The organism is Brevundimonas faecalis, assembly GCF_040549405.1.
GTDB lineage: Bacteria > Pseudomonadota > Alphaproteobacteria > Caulobacterales > Caulobacteraceae > Brevundimonas > Brevundimonas faecalis.
The window spans coordinates 355,854-379,912 of record NZ_JBEPTF010000002.1 but is presented as its reverse complement, the minus strand read 5'-3'; the positions used below and the strand labels follow the sequence as shown (position 1 = coordinate 379,912).

Here is a 24,059-nt window from a genome sequence, read left to right as displayed (position 1 = left end):
CTCTCGCGCAACGCTCCCCGGACTGGTAACGAAAAAACCTCAGGGAAGTGAAGGCTGATCCGCGTGTCCGACAACCAGCAAGCATCCGCGTCCGGCGCTCGGGTGCTGTTCGTCAGCCCAAACCGCATCGGCGACAGCGTCATCGCCTCGGGCATCGTGCGCGAGATCAATCGCCAGTGGCCGAACGCCCGGATCACTGTCGCCGCCGGCGGCCCGCCGGCCCCCTTCTTCCGCTCGGCGCCCGGCGTCGAGCGGATCATCGTCGTCAACAAGGGGAAGTGGGCCTCGCACTGGTTCCGCCTGTGGGCCGAGGTCGTGAAACAGCCTTGGGACGTGGTCATCGACACGCGCGGCTCGGCCCTGGGGTGGCTGGTTCGCGCTGGGACGCGGCGCATCTACAACCGCGGCTGGGAGACGGGCGTCCCCAAGGTCGAGGTGGTGTCGCGCCTGATGCAGGCGCCGCATTCCCTGGAGCCCGAACTCTACATCGATGATCGCGCCCAGGCCGAGGCGGCCGCCGTCATCGACCCGCAACTGGCCGGCGGAGCCGGACCCGGTCCCGTCATCGCCCTGGCCCCCATCGCCCACCAGAAGGGCAAGAGCTGGCCGGCCGATCGCTGGGGCGCCCTGGTCGAGATGCTGAAGGCCGAGCCCCGCTTCGACGGTTGGCGCTTCATGCTGGTGGGCGGGCCTGGGGATCATCCGCCCGCGGCGCCGGCCCTGGCCGCCGCGGGAGAGCGCGGGATCGACTTCGTGGGCAAGGGCGACATCCTGGCCTCGGCCGCCGCCATCCGCCGCGCCGCCCTGTTCGTCGGCAATGATTCCGGCCTGATGCACGTGGCCGCCGCCGCGGGAACGCCGACGCTGGGCCTGTTCGGTCCGACGGAATGGTGGCTCTACGGCCCGCGCGGCCCGCGCACCCGCACCGTGGCCTCGAACCAGACGCGCGGCGAGTTCGCGCCCATCGAGGATCTGACCGTCGAAGCCGTCTTCGCCGCCACCCTCGATCTGCACGACGCCTTCATCGGGGCGGAGGCGGGGGCATGAGTGACGGCGCGCCCCAGGTCCTGTTCGTCACCTCCGACCGGATCGGCGACTGCGTCATGTCCTCTGGCGCGATCCGCGAGATCGGCCGCCAGGTTCCGGGCGCGGAGATCACCGTGGCCTGCGGGCCGACGGCGGCGGCCCTGTTCCGCGCGGCGCCCGGCGTGATCAAGGTCATTCCCTGGCGCAAGCAGAAGGCCGCCGGTCACTGGCGCGCCCTGTGGCGGGCCACGGTCGGAACCCGCTGGGCCATGACGGTCGACGTGCGCGGCTCGGGCCTGGCCTATCTGCTGCGCACCGGCGAACGCCGCATCTACAACCGCTCCTGGGAGACGGGCCTGGCCAAGGTCGAGACCTTCTCACGCATGATGAAGGCCGAGCGGACGATGGAGCCGGAAATCTTCCTCGACGACCAGGCTCGGTCGGAAGCGGCGGCGGTCATCGGCGACCACTCCGCGCCGGTTCTGGCCCTGGCCCCGATTTCCACGGCGGCGGATCGTAGTTGGCCGGCGGAGCGCTGGGGCGTCCTGGTTGAAAGGCTGAAAGCCGAACCGCGTTTCGACGGTTGGCGCTTCATGCTGGTCGGCGGGCCGGGCGATCAGCCCGCGGCCGCGCCGGCCCTGGCGGCGGCGGGCGAGCGGGGGATCGACTGCGTCGGACGTGGGGACATCCTGGCCTCGGCGGCGGCCATCGCCCGATCCGCCCTGTTCGTCGGCAATGATTCCGGCCTGATGCACGTCGCGGCGGCGACCGGAACGCCGACGCTCGGCCTGTTCGGTCCAAGCGAGTGGTGGCACAAGGCGCCCTGGGGGGCGAAGGGGCGGGTTCTGGCATCCAGCCCGACGCGTGGCGAGTTCCGGCCCATCACCGACCTGACGGTCGAACGCGTGTTCGAGAGCGTCCTGGCGCTCCATGACGCCTTCATCGGCGGCGCAAACCCCGACCAGCCTTGAATTCAGGGCCTTCTATCGTCATATTCCCGCCGCCGGAGACGGAGCGCCCAGTCGCGCGCCTATCGCGGCGTGAAATTTCGCCTGTCATCTGACCACATAAGGAAACGACGCCCATTCGCCGTCCCATGCAAGCGCCGCCCGTGAAGGACGGGCCGCCCATCAACCAGGAAATCCGCGCCACCCGCGTTCTGCTGATCGATCAGAACGGCGAAAAGCAGGGCGTGATGCCGCTGTCCGCCGCGCTGGAAGCCGCCGAGGAAGCCGGTCTGGATCTGGTCCAGATCGTCGCCAACGCCGAGACGCCGGTCTGCAAGATCCTGGATTACGGCAAGCATCGTTTCCAGGAGCAGAAGAAGAAGGCTGAGGCGCGCAAGCGTCAGAAGATCGTCGAGCTCAAGGAAATCAAGCTCCGCCCGAACATCGACACCCATGATTATGAGGTGAAGGCCAAGGCGATGCACCGCTTCTTCGACGAGGGCGACAAGGTCAAGGTGACCCTGCGTTTCCGCGGTCGTGAAATGGCGCACCCGGAACTGGGCATGAAGCTGCTCAACAAGGTTCAGGCCGACTTCGACGAAGTCGCCAAGGTCGAATACGCCCCGCGTATGGAAGGCCGCCAGATGATCATGATCCTGGCCCCGCGCTGATCGCATTTGAATCCGCACTGAAAAGCCCCGGTGAAAGCCGGGGCTTTTTTCTTGCCCGTGGCTGATGGGCATGCTGGATTTCGGCGCATTTGAAAGATCGGCGTTCTGGAGCGTGATGTCGGGATTGCGAATGGCGGCGACTGTGTTTGCAGTCGTCCTGGCCATGGGGACGGCGGGTGCGAGCAAGGCGGAAGCGCCGTCGATCGAGGCCTATGGCGCGTCTCCAGCCATCGACAATATGGAATTGTCGCCCAGCGGCGAACTGATCGCCCGGATCGTGGTCGTGGACGAAGTCCGCGCCCTGGCCGTCACACGGGTGAAGACGGGCGAGCATCTGTTCACCGCATCGATAGGCGACGCGAAGGTGCGCGACCTGCGCTGGATCGGGGATCGGCATGTCCTGATCGTTTCATCCCAGACGCAGAGCATTCCTGACCTGGGGGTGCCGCGTTCCGAGCTTTTCTACGGAATGATCCTGGACTTGGAGACGAAGACCCTCGCCCAGGTTCTCAGTCGGACGCCGGACGTGCTGGCGTCGCCCTATGGAGGCGTGGAGGTCCGCAGGACGTCTCGGGGCGAGATCGCCCTCGCACGCGGCGTCAATGTCGTCACGGGTCGGATCGATCTCTACCGGATCGACCTGAGTACGGGGCGCGGACGCTTGGCGGAGACCATGGATCGGGACGCTGACGACTATGTCCTGGACGGTGAAGGCGCGGTGATCGCCGTTTCACGATATGCCGAACGTAGCGGGCGATGGTCTCTGCGTCTGCCGGATGGAAGGGGGTTTCGTGAAGCTTGGGCGGTCGACGCTCTTTTGGACAGGCCTTCCTTCCGTGGACTGGGACGCACGCCGCGCACGATCATCGTCAATGCGGAACGCCCCGACCTGACGGCGGACGACGTCGAATCCGAGACGGGCTTCCTGTTGTTCGAAGTGAACGTGGACACAGGGGAATGGAGCCGCCTGCCGTTCAAGCGACATCCCGACTTCCTGTTCCATCATCCGCGAACCGGTTTGTTGATCGGGAGCGGAAACATCGAGGCGGAGGGCGTCCGCTATGACTTCTTTGACGTGGAGGCGGGGCGACGGTGGCGAGGCGTCGAAAGAGCCTTTCCGGGCAAGGCGCTTCGCCTGGTGTCCTGGAGCGACGATCTGAAGTCGGCGGTGGTCTTCAGCGACACGAGGGAATCCGGCGTCTACCATCTGGTCGACTTCGACGCCGGCGTGGCGAATGTGGTCGGCGACGCCTACCCGTCTATTCCTGAAGCACAGGTCGGGGAGGTTCGTCCCATCCGTTATTCGGCTGCGGACGGTTTGGATATCCACGGCTATCTGACCTTGCCGCCGGGCGCCGATGAACCGACGAACTTGCCTCTGGTGGTTCTTGCCCACGGCGGGCCGGCGTCACGCGACGTGGCGGGTTTCGACTATTGGGCGCAGGCCATGGCGTCGCGTGGCTATGCGGTGCTTCAGGCGAATTTCCGAGGCTCCCTCGGGTATGGCCGCGCTTTTCTTGAGGCCGGTTACGGCGAGTGGGGCCGCAAGATGCAGACGGACCTGTCCGACGGCGTCCGCTGGCTGGTCGCGGAAGGGATCGTGGATCCCGCCCGGGTCTGTATCGTCGGCGCCAGCTACGGCGGCTATGCGGCGATGGCGGGGTTGACGCTCGACAAGGGCGTCTATCGCTGCGGGGTCTCTGTCAGCGGCGTTTCCGATCTGCGCCGCATGGTCAATCGGGAAGCCTATCTGGACGGCGAGCGGAACAGTCCGACAGTTCGCTACTGGAATCGGTTCATGGGCGCCGCCAGGTTGAACGACAGAAGTCTGGACGCGCTTTCCCCCGCCATGCTGGCCAGTGCGGTCGATAGCCCGCTGCTGCTGATCCACGGCAAGGACGACACCGTTGTTCCGATCGAGCAAAGCCGCTTTATGGCCGAGGCCATGCGGCGCGCCGGCAAGCCGGTCGAGATGATCGAATTGCCAGGGGAAGATCATTGGATGTCGCGCGCCGATACGCGTCGGTGGATGCTGCGTGAGACGGTGCGCTTTCTGGAGGCTCACAATCCGCCTGTTGAAGGCGGAGCGGCCATGATGCTTTCCGGCGGTGCAACGTCGCGCTAAGGCGACGACATGACCATGTCCTCGCCCGCCGCGCCGCAAGCCCGAACGCCGACCTTGGCGGTCCTCTTCGTCGTGGTCTTCATCAACCTGGTCGGGTTCGGCCTGGTGGTGCCCCTGCTGCCTTTCTTCGCCCGAAGCCTCCAGGCCGAGCCGTGGCAGATCACCCTGCTGTTCTCGGCCTACTCCCTGGGTCAGTTCTTCGCCGAGCCCTTCTGGGGGCGGTTGTCGGACCGGATCGGGCGCAAGCCCGTTCTTCTGATCACCCTGGTCGCCAACATGGTCGGCTACCTGCTTCTGGCCTTCGCTCCCAATATCTGGGCGGCGGTGCTGGTGCGGCTGTTCACCGGCCTGGGGGCGGGCAATATCTCGACGGTCCAGGGCTATATCGCGGACGTCACGCCGCCTGAACGCCGGGCCGGGAGGATGGGATTGATCGGCGCGGCCTTCGGCCTGGGCTTCATCGTCGGACCTGGGGCGGGCGGCTTGCTGGCTCAGCCGCAACTCGGCCATGTGGGCTATCAACTGCCGATCTTCGTCGCCTCGGCCGTGGCGGCTCTGGCGGCCCTGGGCGTCTTCTTCTTCCTGAAGGAAAGCCGGATGAAGGCCGATCCGGCGACGCCGCGTCCCGCCTTCCTCTCAGGCCTCAAGGCGGCGCAGGCGGACCAGGTGATCTCGCGAGTCCTGATGGTCAGTCTGATCTATCTGGCGGGCTTTTCGGCCATGGAGAGCGCCTTCGGCCTGTGGGCCGAGCATCGCTACGCCTGGACCGCGCGCGAGGTTGGGCTCAGCTTCATGATCGTGGGCCTGGTGTCGGCGCTGAACCAGGGAATCTTCGCCGGGCGGCTGGCGCGGCGCTTCGGCGAGGCGCGGGTGCTGGCGATCGGCATGCTTCTGTTCGGCGCCTCGCTGGTGATGCAGACCCTGGCGCCTGTCGCCTGGTTCCCGGGCTTCGTCCTTGATCTGGGGCTGTTCCGCCTGCCGATCAGCCAGGGGTGGATCATTCCCGTCATCATGGCGATCGGCGCCTGCGGCATGTCCCTGGCCATGCCCAATATCGCGGCCATGATCAGTCGTTCGGCGCCGCCCGATCGTCAGGGCACCATGCTGGGGCTGAACATGGCCGCGGGTTCGGTGGCGCGCATCTTCGGTCCTATCGTGGCGGGCCTGCTCTATTCGGGCCTCGGACCGGACTGGCCCTTCCTGGTCGGAGCGATGCTGACGATCCCGGCGGCGATCATGGCGGTCAACGCCGGACGGGCTGCAAGGCGTCGGGCGGCCGCATGACTCTGCTTGCTTCACGCGGGCGTTTGGCGTAGAAGCCGCGCCTTCGCGTACCGGACCGCCGGGCGAACAGGCATGCCTGGGCGGGACGTTCAAGCGCCGAACTTTGGGCTCAAGCAGTCCGAAGGACGGTAGCCCACTTAAGATAGAGAGAGTGAAAATGCCGAAGTTGAAGACGAAGTCGGGCGCCAAGAAGCGCTTCAAATTCACGGCCACGGGCAAGGTCAAGGCCGGCGTCGCCGGCAAGCGCCACCGTCTGATCAGCCACAACTCGAAGTACATCCGCCAGAACCGCGGCACTTCGGTCATGGCCGACGCCGACGCCAAGAAGATCAAGTCCTACATGCCGTACGCCTGATCGGCGCACGCAGACTGATCTCTCCACGCATCTGAATTTGAACTTAAGCCTCTGAAGCAGTGAGCCGCCGCGCGGCGAACGTTAGAGGCTTCCCGAAGGGAAATACAAAATGGCTCGCGTTACTCGGGGCGTTACGTCCCACGCCAAGCACAAGAAGGTTCTGAAGCAGGCCAAGGGCTTCTACGGCCGCCGCAAGAACACCATCCGCACCGCCAAGGCCGCCGTCGATCGCGCCGGCCAGTACGCCTACCGCGACCGTCGCAACAAGAAGCGTTCGTTCCGCGCCCTGTGGATCCAGCGCATCAACGCCGCGGCCCGCATCGAAGGCTTCACCTACTCGCAGTTCATCCACGGCCTGGACAAGGCCGGCATCGTCCTGGACCGCAAGGTCCTGGCTTCGATCGCCGCCGATGAAGCCGGCTTCAAGGCCATCGCCGACAAGGTCCGCGCCGCTTTGGCCGCCTAAGTCACGCGACTGCGCTCAAGCAGCGAGGCTCCGCGAGCTGAGCGCTAGTGCAAGAAACAACGCCCGTCCCGTTCTCGGGGCGGGCGTTTTTCATGGTCGGGCCTGACCTTTTCGCCGGATCGAGCGTTGGGATTCGACCGCCGGTTCGATTGGCGACCCGGCGGTTCAGGAGGCTTCGCCGATGTCCATCGCTCGCGTCACCGAAATCACCGCGTCGTCCACCGTCAGCTTCGACGACGCCATCGCCCAGGGGATCGCCCGCGCCGACAAGACCCTGCGTCATGTCGAAGGCGCCTGGATCCAGGATCAGAAGGTGGTCGTCCGCGACGGCAGGATCGCCGAGTACCGGGTCAACATGAAGATCAGTTTCATCCTGGCCGACTAGGCTGATCGACGCTGAAGGCTTTGCCTGAGGGCCGTGTCGGGCTAGACGCTGCGGACCATGACCGATCTCGCCCAACTGGAACTCGACCTGATCAACGCCATCGGGACGGCGCAAAGCGTCGCCGCGATCGAGGAGGTGCGCGTCGCCGCCCTCGGCAAGACAGGAACCGTCTCGGCCCTCCTCAAGGGCATGGGGGCGTTGAGCCCTGACGAACGTCGCGAACAGGGGCCGATCATCAACGGCCTGCGCGACCGCGTCAGCGCCGCCATCGCTGCAAAGAAGGCCGAGCTTGAGGCCGCCGAGCTGGACGCCCGCCTGCTGGCCGAACGGATCGACCTGACTCTGCCCAGCCGCCCGCGTCGCAAGGGCGGGGTGCATCCGACCATGCAGGTCATGGACGAGATGATCGCCCTCTTCGCCGAGATGGGCTTCGCCGTGGCCGAGGGGCCGGACATCGAGGACGACTTCCACAATTTCACGGCCCTGAACTTCCCGCCCAAGCACCCGGCGCGGGAAATGCACGACACCTTCTTCCTGAAGCCTGATCCGGAAACGGGCGAGCGCAAGGTGCTGCGCACCCACACCAGCCCGGTGCAGGTGCGGACGATGATGACGCAGAAGCCGCCGATCCGGATCGTCGCGCCAGGCCGCACCTTCCGCAAGGATTCCGACGCCACCCACACGCCGATGTTCCACCAGATCGAAGGTCTGGTGATCGACCGCGACATCCACATGGGCCATCTGAAGACGACGCTGGAGACCTTCATCGCCCGCTTCTTCGAGCTGGACGACGTCAACGCCCGCTTCCGCCCGCACCATTTCCCCTTCACCGAGCCCTCGGCCGAGATGGACATCCGCTGCGACCGTTCGGGCGGCAAGCTGACCCTGAACGAGGGCGAGGACTGGCTGGAGATTCTCGGCTGCGGCATGGTTCACCCGAACGTGCTGCGCAACTGCGGCATCGACCCTGACGAGTATCAGGGCTTCGCCTTCGGCATGGGCGTCGATCGCCTGGCCATGCTGAAGTACGGGATTTCCGACCTTCGCCCCATGTTCGAGGCCGATACGCGCTGGCTGGCGCACTACGGCTTCTCCGCCTTCGCCGCGCCGAACCCGGCCAGCGGCCTCAGCTGATTTTCAAGAGCGACATCATGACCGACGCGACCAACGCCGCCGCCGAACCGATCACCCTGGAACTGCTGGGCCCAGGCCCTGACTATGTGAACAAGAGCGTCTGGCTGCCGCAGCTCTTCATGGAGACGGCGCGCGCCGGTTCCATGATCGTCGAGAACCGCCGCTTCGAAAACTGCCTGATCGAAGGTCCGGCGGTTCTTCTGCCGGTCGAGGGCTGCAATTTCGACGGCTGCAACATGGGCGACGCCCATGGCGACCCGCGCAATCTGATGCTGGCGCCCCAGGGCGCGCAGCGCGTGACAGGGCCCATCCCGTTCAAGAACTGCCAGTTCATCAACTGTCGCTTCCTCGGCGTCGGGTTCACCGGTTCGCCCGCCTTCCTCGACAATATGGCGCAGGCGCTGGCTGCTCCGCAGTCCGGGACCGCACAATGAAGTTCACGCTTTCCTGGCTGAAGGAACACCTCGACACGACCGCCGAGGTCGATCAGGTCGCCGAAGCCATGACCATGGCGGGTCTGGAGGTCGAGGACGTCCACGACCCCATCGCCGGCCTGGCGCCCTTTACCGTGGCGCGGATCATTTCGGCCGAGCGTCATCCGAACGCCGATCGTCTTCAGGTCTGCCAGGTCGAGACCGTCGACGGGATGAAGGAGATCGTCTGCGGCGCGCCCAATGCGCGAGCCGGTCTGACCACCATCTACGCTCCCATCGGCGCCTATGTGCCGGGCCTGGGCGTGACCCTGGTCGAGAAGCCGGTGCGCGGCGTGATCTCCAACGGCATGCTTTGCTCGGGCGCCGAACTGGAGCTGGCGGACGACAGCGACGGCATCCTGGAACTGAGCGACGAGCTGCAGGTCGGGACGCCGGCCGCCGGGGTCTTCGGCGCCGAGCCGGTGATCGACTTCGAGGTGACGCCGAACCGGCCCGACTGGCTGGGCGTGGCGGGCATCGCCCGCGATCTGGCCGCGACGGGTCTGGGTCGTCTGACGACGCCGACGATCAATCCGACGACGGGAAGCTTCGCCTGCCCGGTCACGGTGCGGATCGAGACGCCCGAGCTCTGCCCCGTCTTCGCCGGGCGGGTGATCCGAGGTGTCCGGAACGGACCTTCGCCGGAATGGCTGCAGCAGCGTCTGACGGCCATAGGCCTGCGTTCGATCAACCGTCTGGTCGATATCACCAACCTGATCGCCTATGATCGGGCGCGTCCCCTGCACGTCTATGACCTTGCCAGGCTGTCGGGCGCCGAGATCGTGGTGCGCGGCGGTCGCGGGGATGAGCCGCTTCTGGCCCTGGACGGCAAGACCTACAGCCCGACCGCAAGCGATTGCGTCATCTCCGACGACGGCGGCGCGCGCGTCATCGGCCTGGGCGGCGTCATGGGCGGCGAAAGCACGGGGTGTTCCGACGACACCACGGACGTCTTTGTCGAAAGCGCCTGGTTCGATCCGATCGCGACGGCCCAGACCGGTCGGGCGCTGAACATCAGTTCGGACGCTCAGTACCGTTTCGCGCGCGGCGTCGATACGGCCTCCGTGGTTCCCGGCGTGGAGTTGGCGACCCAGCTGATTCTCGAACTGTGCGGCGGCGAAGCGTCCGATGTCACGATTGCGGGACAGGCGCCGGCTGCGCCGGAGGCCTTCGCCTTTGATCCTGCCTATGTAAAGCGCCTGTCGGGTCTCAGCCTGTCGGACGATCGCATCTTTGAAATCCTGTTCGCCCTGGGCTTCACGGTGATGCGCGGCTCGACCTGGTCGGCGACGCCGCCGTCATGGCGTCGCGACGTCGAAGGTCCGGCCGACCTGGTCGAGGAGGTCGCTCGCATTGAGGGCTTCGCCGCCCTGCCGCACGCGCCCCTGCCCGAGGTCGCCCGCGCGCCCGGCGGCGTGCTCAACCCGCGTCAGGCTCGCGTCCGTACGGCGCGGCGGGCGCTGGCGGCTCTGGGCTATGCCGAGGCCGTGACCTGGTCCTTCACCAAGCAGTCGACGGCCGCCCTCTTCGGCGGCGGCGACGAGCGTCTGGTGCTGGAGAACCCGATCGCGGCCGATCTGGACTGCATGCGGCCCTCGGCCTTGCCGAACCTGATTCAGGCGGCGGCCCGCAACGCCGCCCGAGGCCATGCCGATGCGGCCCTGTTCGAAGTCGGACCCGTCTATCTGGACGATCAGCCGACCGGCCAGCGGACGACGATCACGGGTCTGCTCGCGTCGCATCCCGACCGTCACTGGGGCGGGACGGGCGAAGATCCTCTCTTTGAGCTCAAGGGCGACCTGTTCGCCCTGCTGGAGGAGATCGGCGCGCCGGTCGCCTCCCTGCAACTCGTGCAGGGGCAAAACCGCGACTGGTGGCATCCGGGCCGTTCGGCGCGCCTGCAACTGGGACCCAAGAACGTCATGGTCGAGTTCGGCGCCCTGCATCCGCGGGTGCTCAAGGCTCTGGACTCCGACGGTCCCATGCTGGCCTTCGAGATCGTTCTGGACGCCGTGCCGGAACCGCGCGGCAGGTCGAAGGCGCGGGGCGCCGCCGACCTGCCCAACCTGATGCCGCTGAGCCGCGACTTCGCCTTCCTGATGGATGAGGCCAAGGCGGTCGGCGACCTGACCCGCGCCGTGGCCGGGGCGGACAAGACCTTGATCGCCGAGGTGCGCGTCTTTGACGTCTACCGCGGACAGGGCGTGCCCGAAGGCCAGAAGTCAGTCGCGATCGAGGTGGATATCCAGCCGCGGGCCGCTACCCTGACCGATGCGGAGATCGAAGCCCTGACGACCAAGGTGATCGCTGCGGCGACCAAGCTCGGCGCGACCCTGAGGGCCTGAGATGACGGACAAGAAGCCCTGGGCCGAGACGGCCTTCGAGCGGAACCTGTTCCGCGCCCGCTGGCTGATGGCGCCCTTCTATCTGGGCCTGGTTCTGGCCCTGGTGATGCTGCTCGTCGTCTTTGTCCGTGAGCTGATCTATTACCTGCCCCAGGCCTTCATCATCGGCGAAGGCCATATGGGCTCGGACGGCGCCATCCTGGCCATCCTCAGCCTGGTGGACCTGTCCCTGGCGGGCAATCTGCTGCTGATCGTCCTCTATTCCGGCTACGAGAACTTCGTCTCCAAGCTGGATCTGGACGAGAACCATGTGGACCGGCCGCCTTGGATGGGGTCGGTGGACTTTTCAGGTCTGAAGATGAAGCTGATCGCCTCCATCGTGGCGATCTCGGCCATCTATCTGCTCAAGAGCTTCATGAACATCGGCAAGCCCGGCTATCCGCTGGATCAGGCGGCCCTGATGTGGGCGGTGATCATCCACCTGACCTTCGTGGCCTCTGGCGTTCTGCTGGCTCTGATGGATTGGATCGCCGCCAAGACCGACAAGCACTAGGGCGAAGCCGGAGCGACAGCTCCGGCTTTTTTCTTGGGTCTGTCGTTTCTGACGCCTGCTGAGGGGCAACGCCCTCGCGGGGGTTTGAGACCGGTTCTGGGCGGATAGGCCGTCGAAGCAAGGTTCGGTTAACCTTAAAGCCGCAAGGCTGCCGTAAAAGACAGGGACGGTAGTCCAAGCCCGCGACGCCGGGCGGACCGTCCTCTGCCCGGAGTCTCGATCATGCATCGCCGCCAACTGATCCGCACCAGCCTTGGTCTCGCCGCCGCCGGCGCCTTGCCTGTCGGCCTGGGCGCCTGCGCCACGCGCCAGCCGGTCGATCCCGCCTATCCCATCGCCTCGGACCAGACGGCCCAGGCCTATACCTTCGACGAACTGGTGGCCGCCGGTTCGCGCGAGATGGGCATAGCCGCCGAAACCATGGGGTCGGCCATCGAACGCATCTTCGCCGAACAGGGCGATCGCCCGACCGCCTATATCGCCGGTGAGGAAGCGGCGGGCGCCGCCGCCGTGGGCGTGCGCTATGGTCGCGGCGCCCTGCATATGAAGGACCTGTCGGCTTCCCAGGAAGTCTTCTGGCAGGGCCTGTCCATCGGTTGGGACGTGGGCGGCAACGCCAGCCGGGTCTTTACCCTGGTCTACGGCCTCTATCACCCCGACATGCTCTATCGCCGCTATCCAGGCGTCGAAGGGTCGGCCTATCTGATCGCCGGCCTGGGCGTGAACTATCAACGCGCCGACGGCATCGTCCTGGCTCCGATCCGCACCGGCGTCGGCCTGCGCCTGGGCGCCAACGTCGGCACCATGAGCTACAGCCGCCAGCGCAACCTGCTGCCGTTCTGAGGCGAAGGGGCGCAGATAGGTCCGCTAGCGTTGGTGGGCGCCTTGTGACGATTATGGCTGGGGTGATGACTTGAGAAGGGATTCGATCCCTTCTCGCCAGGTCGGATACTTTGGCCGCCAGCCCAGTTCCCCCTTGGCGCGGGCGTTCGATAGACGCTTGGAGTCGTTATAGAAGCGCCGCATGGCGTCGGACACGGATGGGTCGTCCAGATCGACTTCGGGCGGCTTGGGCAGTCCCAGACGAGCCGCCGTCCATTCCAACACCACATCGGCCGGCGCCGGTTCGTCGTCGGCCAGGGTGTAGGCGCGTCCCGGGTGAGGGCGGGCCATGGAGGCGAAGAAGCCGGACACGGCGTCCTCGACGTGGATGCGGTTGAAGACCTGGCCCGGCTTGCGCACCAGACGCGCGCCGCCGTCCCGCAGTTTCTGCAATGGGGATCGCCCGGGCCCATAGAGGGCGGGCAGGCGGAATATCTGGACGGTCAGGCCCATGCCGCGTCCGGCGTCCAGCCAGTCGCGTTCCGCTCTCACGCGCCGCGCGCCCTCCAGGCTGGCGGCGTTCAATTCATCGTCCTCGAAGGCCCAGCCGCCCGCGCGATCGCCATAGACGGCGGTCAGGGAGACGTAGCCGATCCAGTCGGGATAGGCGGCCGAGGCCGTGATCGCCGGGATCAGCGCCTTCAATCCGGGGCAGCCGGCGGCGTCCGGTTGGGCCGTGACGAGTATGGCGTCGGCCTGGGCGACCGCCGCGGTCAGGGCATCGGGGTCGGTCGGATCGAGAGCGACGACGCCCGCAGTCGCCATCTCTGTGCGTCGCTCCGCGCTTCGCGACGTGGCGAAGGCGCGGCCGCCGCGTCGGATCGCTTCACGCGCCGCCTCGAACCCCAGATAGCCGCCGCCGAAGACCAGAAGCGAGGGGGAGCGGGAGGCGGGATCGGTCATGATGATTCAGTCAGGCGATGCGGACGACGGCGGACGGCGGCTCAGCGTCTGAAGGCGACAGCGCTTCGGCCCGCGCCTCGTTCCAACTGGAGACGCAAGGGATGCGCGCGTGATCGACCCGATCGGCGTAGCGGCGCGCGATGTCGGTTACATCGGCCATCAGGCCTTCGGCTAGGGTGACTGGGTTCAGGCCCAAGGCGCGGAACTGCTCATTGGCGACGACCAGTTCGTTTTCGTCCGCCTCCTGGCGCGGATTGGGGACGTTGCGGACCTCGGCCCCCGTCATGTCGGCGACCATCCGAGCCAGGTCGCGAACCCGTCGGCTTTCGGTCATCTGGTTCAGGATCTTGACCCGTTCGCCGCGCAAGGGCGGATTCTTCAGCGCCAGTTCGACGCAGCGCACGGTGTCCTGGATGTGAATGAAGGCCCGCGTCTGGCCGCCGGCCCCGTGAACGGTCAGGGGGTGGCCCACGGCCGCCTGGATCAGGAAGCGGTTCAGCACCGTGCCGTAGTCGCCGTCATAGTCGAAGCGGTTGATCAGGCGTTCGTCCTGCCTGGTCTCTTCGGTCTGGCAACCCCAGACGATGCCCTGATGCAGGTCGGTGATCCGAAGGCTGTCGTTCCGAGCGTAGAACTGGAACAGCAGGGCGTCCTGGGTCTTGGTCATGTGATAGATGCTGCCCGGGTTGGGCGGGAACAGGATCTCCTGCTCGGTCGGACCGTGGTCGGTATCGACCGTGACCTTCAGATAGCCTTCCGGGATGCGCAGGCCCGCCGTGGTGTAGCCATAGACGCCCATGGTCCCAAGATGAGCCAGGTGGACGTCCCGTCCGCTCTCGACGATGGCCGCCAACAGGTGGTGGGTGGCGTTCAGGTTGTTGTCGACGGTGTAGAGCTTGTGCCGCGCCGACTTCATCGAATAGGGGGCCGCGCGCTGTTCTGCGAAATGGACGACGCTGTCGGGTTTCCAGTCGCGGATCAGGGCGACCAGGCGGTCGAACTCCTGGCCGACCGTCATGTTGACGAAGTCGACGGTCCGACCGGAAACCGCCTTCCAGGCGGACAGGCGTTCACCCATGGGCCGGATCGGCGTCAGGGACTGGACCTCCAACTCATTGTCGATGTTGCGGCGGCTCAGGTTGTCGACGATCAGCACATCCCAGCCTCGCGCCGACAGGTGCAGGGCCGTGGGCCAGCCGCAAAAGCCGTCGCCGCCGAGGATGATCACGCGCATGGTCGAAGTCCGTATGGTCCGTCTCGTTTGCTAGCCGATGACGAAGGTCGGTGAAAGCGTCGCCGTCAGGGACGGTCCTGCGACGAAAGCGCCATCAGGATCAGGGGATAGGGTCGCCCTGCGTCGTCGGTTTCGGCTCTCCCCACGGCGTGGAAGCCCATCCGCTCATAGAAGGCGAGGGCGCCGGGATTGGCCTGGTTGACGCTCAAACGGCGTGCGCCCCGTTCAACAGCATGATCGACCAGTTGTCGTCCCACGCCGGCGCGATGCAGGGCCGGGTCGACGAACAGGGCGGCCAGTTCATCCCCGGAAAGGCCCAGGAAGGCGACGGGCCTTCCGCCCTCCTCGAAGGCCCACAGACCTGGATCGCCGCTGGACAGCCAGGCGGCCACGTCCTTCTCGATGTCGTCGATGGCTTTCGGCGTCAGGAAGTCGTGCGTCGCCTCCACCGCGCGTCGCCAGACGGCGGTCAGGGCGGGCGCGTCCTCCGGCGTCAACGGCCGTATCACAGCAGGCTTTGCAGGGCCGCGCGCGCGGCGCCCTTCAGGTCCGGCCGCTTCAACGCCAGGGCGACATTGGCGCGCAGCAGGCCGATCTTGTCGCCGCAGTCATGGGTCACGCCTTCGTATTCATAGGCGGTGAAGGCCTGGCTCTGCATCAGGCGGCCCATGGCGTCGGTCAACTGAATCTCTCCGCCGGCGCCAGGCGTCTGGTTCTCCAGGATGTCGAAGATCTCCGGCTGCAGGATATAGCGGCCCGAGATGGACATGTTGGAGGGGGCTGTGCCCTGGGGGGGCTTTTCGACCATGCCCTTCATGGCGAACCGGCGGCCCTCATGGGCGGCAGGGTCGATGATGCCGTACTTGTGGGTTTCGGATTCCGGCACGGCTTCCACGCCGATGACGTTGCCGCCGACCTCGGCGTAGAGGTCCGCCAACTGCTTCAGGGCGCCGGGTTGGGAGTCCACGATCACGTCGGGCAGGATGACGGCGAAGGGCTCGTGGCCGATGATGTCGCGGGCGCACCAGACGGCGTGGCCCAGACCTTTGGGCTGCATCTGGCGGGTGAAGCTCATCTCGCCGGCCTCTGCCAGTTCGGCGTTCATGATCTCCAGAATCTCGGTCTTGCCCTTGGCCAGAAGCTGGGCTTCCAGCTCGATCTGGTGATCGAAATAATCCTCGATCGCCTGCTTGGCGCGACCGGTGACGAAGACGATGTGTTCGATCCCCGCCTCACGCGCCTCTTCTACGATGTAGGAGAGGATGGGCCGGTCGACGACGTTCAGAAGTTCCTTGGGCGTCGTCTTGGTGCCGGGCAGCACGCGCGTGCCGAGGCCGGCCACGGGCAGGACCGCCTTGCGCAGGCGGGCGGGAGGGGTCGTCATGGATCGTCCTGATCAGGCTTGGGACGCCCGTCATAGGCGCAATTGGTCAAGCCTCCAAACGCCCCGCAGCCGATTTGGGACGACTATTCCACCGTCACCGACTTGGCCAGGTTGCGCGGCTGGTCCACGTCCGTCCCCTTCTGGACGGCGGTGTAATAGGCCAGGAGCTGCACGGGAACGGCGTAGACCAGGGGGGCGATCAGGGCAGGGCAGTCCGGGGCGCTGACGCGGCGAATGCCTGCGCCATGCGGGTCGGGCGCCTTTTCCGGGGCGATCATGATGACGGGTCCGCCGCGCGCGGCGACTTCCTGCAGGTTGGAGGCGGTCTTTTCGAAGATGTCGTCCAGTGGAGCCAGGGCCACCGTCGGGGTCGCCTCGTCGATCAGGGCGATGGGGCCGTGCTTCAGTTCGCCGGCGGCGTAGCCTTCAGCGTGAATGTAGCTGATCTCCTTCAGCTTCAGCGCGCCTTCCATGGCCAGGGGGAACATGGAGCCGCGCCCCAGGAACAGAACGTCGCGGGCCTTGGCCAGGTCGAGGGTCAGGGCGTGGATGCCGGCGTCCATCTGCAGGGCTTCTGAGATCAGGCGCGGCGCCTCGAACAGGGCCTTGACCAATTCGGTCTCCTGGGCGGCGTCGATCCGGCCGCGCGCCACGCCCGCAGCCACGGCCAGCGACAACAGGGCGGCGACCTGGGCCGTGAAGGCCTTGGTCGAGGCGACGCCGATCTCCGGCCCGGCATGGGTCGGCCACAGGACTTCAGCTTCGCGCGCCATCGATGAAGAGTGGACATTGACCACGGCGGCGGTCTTCAGCCCCTGGGCCTTGCACCATGTCAGGCCGGCCAGGGTGTCGGCGGTCTCGCCCGACTGGCTGACGGCGACGGCCAGGGTTCCCTTGGTCACGGCCGGATGGCGATAACGGAACTCCGAGGCGATCTCGACGTCGCAGGGCAGACCCGCATAGCGTTCGAAGGCGTATTTGCCGATCTGGCCGGCGTAGAAGGCGGTGCCGCAGGCGATGATCTGGATGCGTTCGATCGCGGCGAAGTCCACGGCCTGGACCTTGGCCTTTCCTGAGACGAGGTCGAGGTATTCCGACAGGGTATGTTGAACGCTGTCGGGCTGCTCGTGGATCTCCTTCTCCATGAAGTGACGGTACTCGCCCTTCTCGACCAGGGCCGACGAGGCGGAGACCTGGACCACGGCGCGGTCGGCTGGGCGGCCCGAGGCGTCGAACATGTGCGCGCCGGTGCGGGTCACGGCGACGTAGTCGCCTTCCTCGAGATAGGAGATCTTCTGGGTGAAGGGGCCGACGGCCAGGGCGTCCGAGCCCAGATACATCTCGCCCTCGCCCCAGCCGACGACCAGGGGGCTGCCGCGACGGGCGCCCAGGATCAGTTCATTCTCGCCCTCGATCAGGACGGCGAGGGCATAGGCGCCGGTCAGCCGGTCCAGCGTGGCCTTGAAGGCGTCCAGCGGGGCCAGACCCGCCGTCAGCTTGTGGTCCAGCAGATGGGCGACGACCTCGGTGTCGGTCTGGCTCTCGAAGACGCGGCCCTCGGCTTCCAGTTCGGCCTTCAGTTCGGCGAAGTTCTCGATGATGCCGTTGTGGACCAGGCAGACGCGGCCGGCCTTGTGCGGGTGGGCGTTGGCCGTGGTGGGGGCGCCGTGAGTGGCCCAGCGGGTGTGGCCAACGCCGACGGTTCCGGCGACCGGATCAGCGGCGAGAACCGCTTCGAGCTCACGAATCTTGCCTTTGGCGCGGCGGCGTTCGACGCCGCCCTCGCTCTGGACGGCGATCCCGGCCGAGTCATAGCCCCGGTATTCCAACCGCTTGAGGCTGTCGATCAGGCGAGGGACGACGGGGCCGGTTCCGGTGACGCCGATAATGCCGCACATGGGTCTGCTCCGATCGAGGAAGGCTGCGTCACGCTTTGCGCGCGGCGATGAAAATGGGGTAAGCGAAAGGGTTCAGCCTGTCGCCTTGATCCTCGCATCTAGGAAATCATCGGCCCGGCGACATCAAAAAATGGGTTTCGGAAGGTTTCTTTGCAAACCCGACGGGGCCGCCAGCGAAGGACGACGCCCTTGGGCGAGAGAAAATACTTCGGCACCGACGGCATCCGCGGCCGGGCCAACACCCATCCGATGACGGCCGAGGTCGCCCTGCGGGTGGGTCTGGCGGCGGGCAAGCTGTTCCGCACCGACGACGACCGTCGGCACCTGGTGGTGATCGGCAAGGACACCCGTCTGTCCGGCTACACGATCGAACCTGCGCTTGTCGCCGGGCTGGCCAGCGTGGGCATGGACGTGCGGACCTTCGGGCCCCTGCCGACGCCGGGCGTGGCCATGATGACGCGCTCGATGCGCGCTGATCTGGGCATCATGATCTCGGCCTCGCACAACGACTATGCGGACAACGGCATCAAGCTGTTCGGGCCGGACGGCTACAAGCTGTCGGACGAGATCGAGTTGAAGATCGAGGCCATGATGGACGAGGGCCTGGACCAGGATCTGGCCCCCGCCAACAAGCTGGGTCGGGTCAAGCGCATCGACGACGCCCCGCCGCGCTACATCGAGATCGCCAAGTCGGCCTTCCCCAAGCGGCTCAGCCTGAAGGGCCTGCGCATCGCCATCGACTGCGCCAACGGCGCGGGCTACCGCGTGGCGCCGACCACTCTGTATGAGCTGGGAGCCGAGGTCTTCCCTGTGGGGGTCGAGCCGAACGGCCTGAACATCAACGCCGACTGCGGCTCCACCCATCCGGCCACGGTGTCGGAGGCGGTGAAACGCTACCGTTGCGACATCGGCATTGCGCTGGACGGCGACGCCGACCGGGTCATCATCTGCGACGAAAAGGGCCATGTGATCGACGGCGACCAGATCATGGCCCTGATCGGCCTGGACTGGGCCAAACGCGGTCGGTTGAACGGCAAGGGCCTGGTCGCCACCGTCATGTCCAACCTGGGCCTGGAGCGCCGCCTGAAGGCCGAGGGCCTGACGCTGGAGCGCACCAAGGTCGGCGATCGCTACGTCATGGAGCGGATGCGCGAGGGCGGCTTCAACATCGGCGGCGAGCAATCGGGTCACATCATCCTGAAGGACCACGCCACGACCGGCGACGGCCTGATGGCGGCTCTGCAGGTGCTGGCTGTCCTGGTCGAGCAGGATGTGCCGATGAGCGAACTGGCGCGTCAGTTCGAGCCGGTGCCGCAACTGCTGCAGAACGTCCGTTACACCGCCGGCAAGCCGCTGGAAGACGACAAGGTCAAGGCGGCCATGGCCGAGGCCGAGGCCGCCTTGAGCGGTTCGGGGCGCCTGCTGGTGCGCCCGTCTGGCACCGAGAAGCTGATCCGCGTCATGGCCGAGGGCGACGACGAGGCCTTGGTCAAGCGTGTGGTCGCCGATGTGGCGGCGGCGGTGAAGGCGGCGGGCTAGACCGCCAGCAGGTCCGTCAGAGCCTCGATGCGCTGACGGATGTCGGGCACGGCGATGGTTTCCCAGAAGGCGGCGCGGGCGGGCGGGCCGAGGACATAGAGGTCCGGGTCCGGCGTTCCGTCGGCGCAGCGGACGCGACCGGTCTGATCCAGGTCGAGGCCCAGCTTCAGCGGGTCGAGGCGGGCGCGGCCCTCGGCGATGAGGGCGGCCGTCAGCGGCGTCGACGCCGCGTCATGGCCGGGACCAGTGCAGTCGATCAGCCAGGGCGCGGACAGGGTCTGGTCGGCGTTGTTTGCGGTCAGATGCACCGCGACGCTGTCGGCCGAGGGGGTGACCTTGCGGATGCGTCCGGCGCGGACCGTGAGCCGGTCTTCCTTGATAAGTTGATCCAGTTCGGCAGCGATCTCGGGGGCGAGGCGGTGGCGGTGAACGTCCCACCAGGGCCGCAGATGACGCAGGAAGCGGCCGCGTTCGGCTTGGGTCGCGGCGCCCCACAGGTCGAGCGTGATGGGACGATAGCCTTCCATGACCCGTCGCCAGCCGTGCGCTGTCGCCAGCCGGCGAACTGTGGCTAGACGAGCGGACAGGGGGCCGTTCAGGGCCTCGGGCGGCAGGTCGATGGGGGCGTCGTGATGCGGGCCGTGGGCGCGAGGCAACAGGCCGCGACGTGACACTGCCGTCGCCCGGCCGCGCCAGCCCTGGCTGGACAGCGTCAGCAGAACGTCGACCATGGTCAGTCCCGCGCCGAGGATCAGGACGTCGTCGTCGGGCCGGATGGGCGTCAGGGCGTCAGGCGTCCAGGGGTTGGCGATGATACGTCCGTCTTCGCCGGTCGAGGTGGTGCGCGGCGCAGGGTTGCCGGTGGCCAGGACCACGGCGCGGCCTTCGATCCGCTCGCCCGTGGACAGAATGGCGGAGCGTCCTTCGACGGCGATGACGGCGCCGGTCACGCGACGGATCAGTCCGGGATGCGCCGCTTCGGTCTTGTTCAGCCGGTAGCGGACATAGAGGCCGTAGAGACGGCGCGGAGCGAAGTCGTTGGCGTCCGCCTGATCGGGATGATGCGTCGCCAGCCAGTCGGTGAAGTCGGCAGGGCGGTCGGCCACGGCGCTCATCCGTCCGGCGCGGACGTTCAGGCGATGGGCGTCGTTGCTGGTGGAATAGGCGACGCCCGGGCCGAAGGCGTCGCCGCGCTCGATCAGGGTCGAGATCTGTCCTCGCTCGGCCAGCCGCGCGGCCAGCATGGCTCCAGAAAAACCCCCGCCGACGATGACCACGGGGAGGGAGGAGGCGGCGTCGTTCATCGCTTCACCTCGCCCGAGGCCGGGGGAGAGGTCAATCGTTCGATTATCCTCTCCCTATTTCGCGCTTGGTCAGATTTCCTGGTTGAAGGCGCCGATTTCGGGGTGGGCGGCCAGGCGCGGCTTCACCTCTTTGCGGAACAGGTCGCGCATGTCGTCGGCAGAGCGCATGCTCTCGACCACCACCACCAGCTCCGGCTTGTTGGAGGAGGCGCGGATCAGGACCCACGAGCCGTCTTCCAGATGGACGCGCACGCCGTTGACGGTGATGGCCTCGACGATCCTGCGGCCCAGGATCGAGCCGCCGCTGGCGGCCAGATCCTCGTATTCCTTCACGATCTTCGCCAGGACGCCGTACTTCAACTCGTCGTCGCAGTGCGGCGACATGGTCAGAGAAGTCCAGGCGTCGGGCAGGGCGGACTTCAGTTCCGACAACGACTTGCCGGGGTTGCGGTCCAGCATGGCCAGGACGGCGCCCGCCGCCACCAGGCCGTCGTCATAGCCGTGGCCCAGATCGCCCGACAGGAAGAAGTGGCCCGACTTCTCGAACCCGGCCAGGGCGCCCAGTTCGGCGGTCTTGCGCTTGATGTAGGAGTGACCGGTCTTCCAGTAGACCGTGGTCGCGCCGTTGGCCTTGAGCACTTCGTCGGTCTTGTAGAGGCCGGTCGACTTCACATCGACGACGAAGGTCGCGTTCGGATGGAGGGCCGACAGGTCGCGGGCCAGCATCAGGCCGATCTTGTCGGCGAAGATCTCTTCGCCCGTGTCGTCGACCACGCCGCAGCGGTCGCCGTCGCCGTCGAAACCTAGGGCCAGGTCGGCGCCCGTTTCCTTCACCTTGGCCGCCATCTGCACCAGCATGGCGTGATCTTCCGGGTTCGGATTGTATTTGGGGAAGGTGTAGTCGAGGTCGGTGTCCATCTCGATCACCTCGGCGCCCATCAGGCGCAGAACCTCGGGGGCGAAGGCGCCGGCGGTGCCGTTGCCGCAGGCGGCCACGACCTTGAGCGGGCGAGACAGCTTCACCTTGGAGGCCACGTCCTTGATGTAGGTGTCACGGAAGCCTTCGACGCGCTCCAGTCGGCCGCCGGGGCGGGCCAGGCCCTGACCGTTCAGAACGATCTCCTTCAGGCGGCCCATTTCGTCGGGGCCGAAGGTCAAGGGCGCCTGGGCGCCCATCTTCACGCCGGTCCAGCCGTTCTCGTTGTGGCTGGCGGTGACCATGGCGACGCAGGGGCAGTCGAGCGCGAACTGGGCGTAATAGGCCATGGGCGACAGGGCCAGGCCGATGTCCAGCACCTCCATGCCGCCTTCCAGAAGGCCCAGGATCAGCGCCTGCTTCACCGACAGGGAATAACCGCGGAAGTCATGCCCCACGGCGATCTTCGGCGTCTGGCCGATCTCGTGGACATAGGTGGCCAAGCCCAGGCCAAGAGCCTGGATGCCCAGGAGGTTGATCTCTTTTTCCAGAATCCAGCGGGCGTCGTATTCGCGAAAGCCGGTCGGCTTGACCAGGGGCAGGGTTTCATATTCCGCGGTGTTGGGGCGGACGTCCTGACGGGGCTTTTGCATAGGTCTTCCTAGATGGGCCGCTGGGGAGAGCGGGGCCGTTGTTCGACTTGGGCCTATAGCCTTCCCCTGCTCGCGAGGCCACAACGCCTGACCCGTGTTATCGCTGCGTTCGTAGGAGGCCTGCAGTTCGACGTGCGGCGAAACCTTGACCGCCCCTGCGTCGGGGGCCTAGCGAGGAACGAAGATACGGATGCTCCCGGAGACCTTCATGACCCGCCTGATCCTGCTGCGCCACGGCCAGAGCCAATGGAACCTCGAGAACCGCTTCACCGGCTGGGTCGATGTCGATCTGACGGCTGAAGGCGAGGCCCAGGCGCGGCGCGGCGGCGAGTTGATCGCGGCGGCGGGCTTCAAGCCGGCAGTCATGTTCACCTCGGTCCTGACGCGGGCCAAGCGGACCGGAGCCCTCGCCTTGGCGGCGGCTGGCCTCAAGGATGTGCCGGTTGTCGAGGACTGGCGCCTGAACGAGCGTCATTACGGCGGCCTGACGGGTCTCGACAAGGCTGAGACGGCCGAGAAGCACGGCGAGGATCAGGTCAAGGTCTGGCGTCGCAGCTATGATGTGCCGCCTCCGCCCCTGGCGCCTGGCGGCGAATTCGATTTCACGGCCGACCTGCGCTACGCGGACAAGGAAATCCCCGACACCGAAAGCCTGAAGACCACCCTGGATCGGGTCCAGCCCTATTGGGACGCTGAGATCGCTCCGCGCCTGAAGGCAGGCGAGGACGTGCTGATCGCCGCTCACGGCAACTCTCTGCGGGCCATAGTCAAGCTGCTGTTCGCCGTGCCGGACGACCAGATCGTCGATGTGGAGATTCCGACCGGCAATCCGCTGGAGATTGATCTGGACGCGAACCTGAAGCCGACGGCCGCTCGCTATCTGGACGAGGGGCGGGCCCAGGCCCTGCCGAGCATAGCGTGAGCGGCGTCGGAGACGACGCCGTCCATATGCGCCGGGCCATCGACCTGGCGCTGGCGAGCATGGGCGAGACCTGGCCCAATCCGGCGGTCGGCTGCGTCCTGGTCAAGGACGGTCAGGTGCTGGCGGAAGCCGCCACGGCGCCGGGCGGCCGTCCTCACGCCGAGGAGCAGGCCGTGCCCGCGGCGGGCGAGGCCGTGAAGGGCGCGACCGCCTATGTGACCCTGGAGCCGTGCGGCGCGCGGTCGTCGGGCCGCAAGTCCTGCGCCCACTTCCTGGCCGAGGCCGGGGTGGAGCGGGTGGTGATCGCCGCCCTTGATCCTTCGCCCTTCGCCTCGGGACGAGGCACGGAACGTCTGCGTCAGGCGGGTTTGACGGTCGAGACCGGCCTTCTGGCCGATGAGGCGGCCGTGCTGTGCGAAGGTTTCCTGCACAGGCTCGAGACCGGCCGCCCCATGGTGCGCCTCAGCGAGGATGGAAAGGGTTTCGACGGTCGCTTCGCCGTCTCGCCCCGCGCCGACTTGACGACCGAGCTGAACCGGCTGGGCGAGGCGGGTTATACGCGTCTGTGGACCCAGGAAGGCGAGTTGGCGCAGGCTCTGCGGGAGCAGGGTCTGCTGACCGAACGGATCGGCAGGAAATAGGGGTTTCTGCAAAGCTTCC

Annotated in this window: 23 protein-coding genes; 16 read left to right on the top strand and 7 right to left on the bottom strand. The window is 66.8% G+C overall.

Annotated features, from left to right (window positions below; translation table 11 throughout):
- Positions 1–63: 63 nt before the first annotated feature.
- The 13 genes from ABIE19_RS09845 to ABIE19_RS09785 all read left to right on the top strand — a co-directional run bounded on the left by ABIE19_RS09845 (position 64) and on the right by ABIE19_RS09785 (position 12,607).
- Positions 64–1,047, top strand: a complete 984-nt coding sequence (locus ABIE19_RS09845) for a glycosyltransferase family 9 protein (RefSeq protein ID WP_354088995.1) — start codon at positions 64–66, stop codon at positions 1,045–1,047.
- Complete coding sequence (locus ABIE19_RS09840) at positions 1,044–1,997, top strand: glycosyltransferase family 9 protein (protein WP_354088994.1); 954 nt, start codon at positions 1,044–1,046, stop codon at positions 1,995–1,997. The genes ABIE19_RS09845 and ABIE19_RS09840 overlap by 4 nt, the downstream gene beginning before the upstream one ends.
- 125 nt (positions 1,998–2,122) lie before the next feature.
- Entirely contained in the window at positions 2,123–2,644 is a 522-nt protein-coding gene (gene infC / locus ABIE19_RS09835) for a translation initiation factor IF-3 (protein WP_354088993.1), read from the top strand.
- Between the two features lie 130 nt (positions 2,645–2,774).
- Positions 2,775–4,769, top strand: a complete 1,995-nt coding sequence (locus tag ABIE19_RS09830) for an alpha/beta hydrolase family protein (protein WP_354088992.1) — start codon at positions 2,775–2,777, stop codon at positions 4,767–4,769.
- Between the two features lie 15 nt (positions 4,770–4,784).
- Entirely contained in the window at positions 4,785–6,053 is a 1,269-nt protein-coding gene (locus tag ABIE19_RS09825; RefSeq protein WP_354089236.1) for an MFS transporter, read from the top strand.
- A gap of 157 nt (positions 6,054–6,210) precedes the next feature.
- Entirely contained in the window at positions 6,211–6,408 is a 198-nt protein-coding gene (rpmI, locus tag ABIE19_RS09820) for a 50S ribosomal protein L35 (protein WP_003166435.1), read from the top strand.
- Between the two features lie 109 nt (positions 6,409–6,517).
- Positions 6,518–6,874 carry a 50S ribosomal protein L20 gene (rplT, locus tag ABIE19_RS09815; protein WP_354088991.1) on the top strand — a complete coding sequence of 119 codons (357 nt, stop codon included), beginning with the start codon at positions 6,518–6,520 and terminating at the stop codon, positions 6,872–6,874.
- Between the two features lie 181 nt (positions 6,875–7,055).
- Positions 7,056–7,259: a dodecin family protein gene (locus tag ABIE19_RS09810; protein ID WP_354088990.1), complete on the top strand. Its 204-nt coding sequence runs from the start codon at positions 7,056–7,058 to the stop codon at positions 7,257–7,259.
- Positions 7,260–7,316: 57 nt separating this feature from the next.
- Positions 7,317–8,393, top strand: a complete 1,077-nt coding sequence (gene pheS, locus ABIE19_RS09805; RefSeq protein ID WP_354088989.1) for a phenylalanine--tRNA ligase subunit alpha — start codon at positions 7,317–7,319, stop codon at positions 8,391–8,393.
- A gap of 17 nt (positions 8,394–8,410) precedes the next feature.
- Positions 8,411–8,827 (top strand): hypothetical protein, encoded by a 417-nt coding sequence (locus ABIE19_RS09800; RefSeq protein ID WP_354088988.1) that lies wholly within the window; start codon positions 8,411–8,413, stop codon positions 8,825–8,827.
- Positions 8,824–11,211: a phenylalanine--tRNA ligase subunit beta gene (gene pheT, locus ABIE19_RS09795; RefSeq protein WP_354088987.1), complete on the top strand. Its 2,388-nt coding sequence runs from the start codon at positions 8,824–8,826 to the stop codon at positions 11,209–11,211. Before ABIE19_RS09800 ends, pheT begins: the two co-directional genes overlap by 4 nt.
- Position 11,212: 1 nt before the next feature.
- Positions 11,213–11,764, top strand: a complete 552-nt coding sequence (locus tag ABIE19_RS09790; protein WP_354088986.1) for a TIGR00645 family protein — start codon at positions 11,213–11,215, stop codon at positions 11,762–11,764.
- 222 nt (positions 11,765–11,986) lie between these two features.
- On the top strand, positions 11,987–12,607 hold the full coding sequence (locus ABIE19_RS09785; RefSeq protein ID WP_354088985.1) for an EipA family protein: 621 nt from the start codon (positions 11,987–11,989) through the stop codon (positions 12,605–12,607).
- Between the two features lie 51 nt (positions 12,608–12,658).
- Here ABIE19_RS09785 and ABIE19_RS09780 read toward each other — a convergent pair whose 3' ends face one another.
- The 5 genes from ABIE19_RS09780 to glmS all read right to left on the bottom strand — a co-directional run bounded on the left by ABIE19_RS09780 (position 12,659) and on the right by glmS (position 18,065).
- Positions 12,659–13,549, bottom strand: a complete 891-nt coding sequence (locus ABIE19_RS09780; RefSeq protein ID WP_354088984.1) for a Rossmann-fold NAD(P)-binding domain-containing protein — start codon at positions 13,547–13,549, stop codon at positions 12,659–12,661.
- A 10-nt stretch (positions 13,550–13,559) separates the two neighbouring features.
- On the bottom strand, positions 13,560–14,783 hold the full coding sequence (locus ABIE19_RS09775; protein WP_354088983.1) for an NAD-dependent epimerase/dehydratase family protein: 1,224 nt from the start codon (positions 14,781–14,783) through the stop codon (positions 13,560–13,562).
- A gap of 65 nt (positions 14,784–14,848) precedes the next feature.
- Positions 14,849–15,280: a GNAT family N-acetyltransferase gene (locus ABIE19_RS09770; protein ID WP_354088982.1), complete on the bottom strand. Its 432-nt coding sequence runs from the start codon at positions 15,278–15,280 to the stop codon at positions 14,849–14,851.
- An 8-nt stretch (positions 15,281–15,288) separates the two neighbouring features.
- Positions 15,289–16,167: a UTP--glucose-1-phosphate uridylyltransferase GalU gene (galU, locus tag ABIE19_RS09765; protein WP_354088981.1), complete on the bottom strand. Its 879-nt coding sequence runs from the start codon at positions 16,165–16,167 to the stop codon at positions 15,289–15,291.
- An 83-nt stretch (positions 16,168–16,250) separates the two neighbouring features.
- The gene (gene glmS, locus ABIE19_RS09760) at positions 16,251–18,065 is read right to left on the bottom strand and encodes a glutamine--fructose-6-phosphate transaminase (isomerizing) (RefSeq protein ID WP_354088980.1); all 1,815 of its coding nucleotides are present in this window, start codon (positions 18,063–18,065) and stop codon (positions 16,251–16,253) included.
- A gap of 189 nt (positions 18,066–18,254) precedes the next feature.
- Between glmS and glmM the strand changes: the two genes are divergently transcribed.
- Complete coding sequence (gene glmM / locus ABIE19_RS09755) at positions 18,255–19,604, top strand: phosphoglucosamine mutase (protein ID WP_354088979.1); 1,350 nt, start codon at positions 18,255–18,257, stop codon at positions 19,602–19,604.
- Here the strand turns inward: glmM and ABIE19_RS09750 are convergent.
- On the bottom strand, positions 19,601–20,908 hold the full coding sequence (locus ABIE19_RS09750) for an FAD/NAD(P)-binding protein (protein WP_354088978.1): 1,308 nt from the start codon (positions 20,906–20,908) through the stop codon (positions 19,601–19,603). The genes glmM and ABIE19_RS09750 overlap by 4 nt on opposite strands.
- A gap of 69 nt (positions 20,909–20,977) precedes the next feature.
- The gene (locus ABIE19_RS09745) at positions 20,978–22,477 is read right to left on the bottom strand and encodes a phosphomannomutase/phosphoglucomutase (protein ID WP_354088976.1); all 1,500 of its coding nucleotides are present in this window, start codon (positions 22,475–22,477) and stop codon (positions 20,978–20,980) included.
- A gap of 208 nt (positions 22,478–22,685) precedes the next feature.
- Between ABIE19_RS09745 and gpmA the strand changes: the two genes are divergently transcribed.
- Together gpmA and ribD are read left to right on the top strand one after the other, a co-directional pair.
- Complete coding sequence (gpmA, locus tag ABIE19_RS09740) at positions 22,686–23,399, top strand: 2,3-diphosphoglycerate-dependent phosphoglycerate mutase (protein WP_354088975.1); 714 nt, start codon at positions 22,686–22,688, stop codon at positions 23,397–23,399.
- Positions 23,396–24,040, top strand: a complete 645-nt coding sequence (gene ribD, locus ABIE19_RS09735) for a bifunctional diaminohydroxyphosphoribosylaminopyrimidine deaminase/5-amino-6-(5-phosphoribosylamino)uracil reductase RibD (protein WP_354088974.1) — start codon at positions 23,396–23,398, stop codon at positions 24,038–24,040. Before gpmA ends, ribD begins: the two co-directional genes overlap by 4 nt.
- The last annotated feature ends 19 nt before the right edge of the window (positions 24,041–24,059 follow it).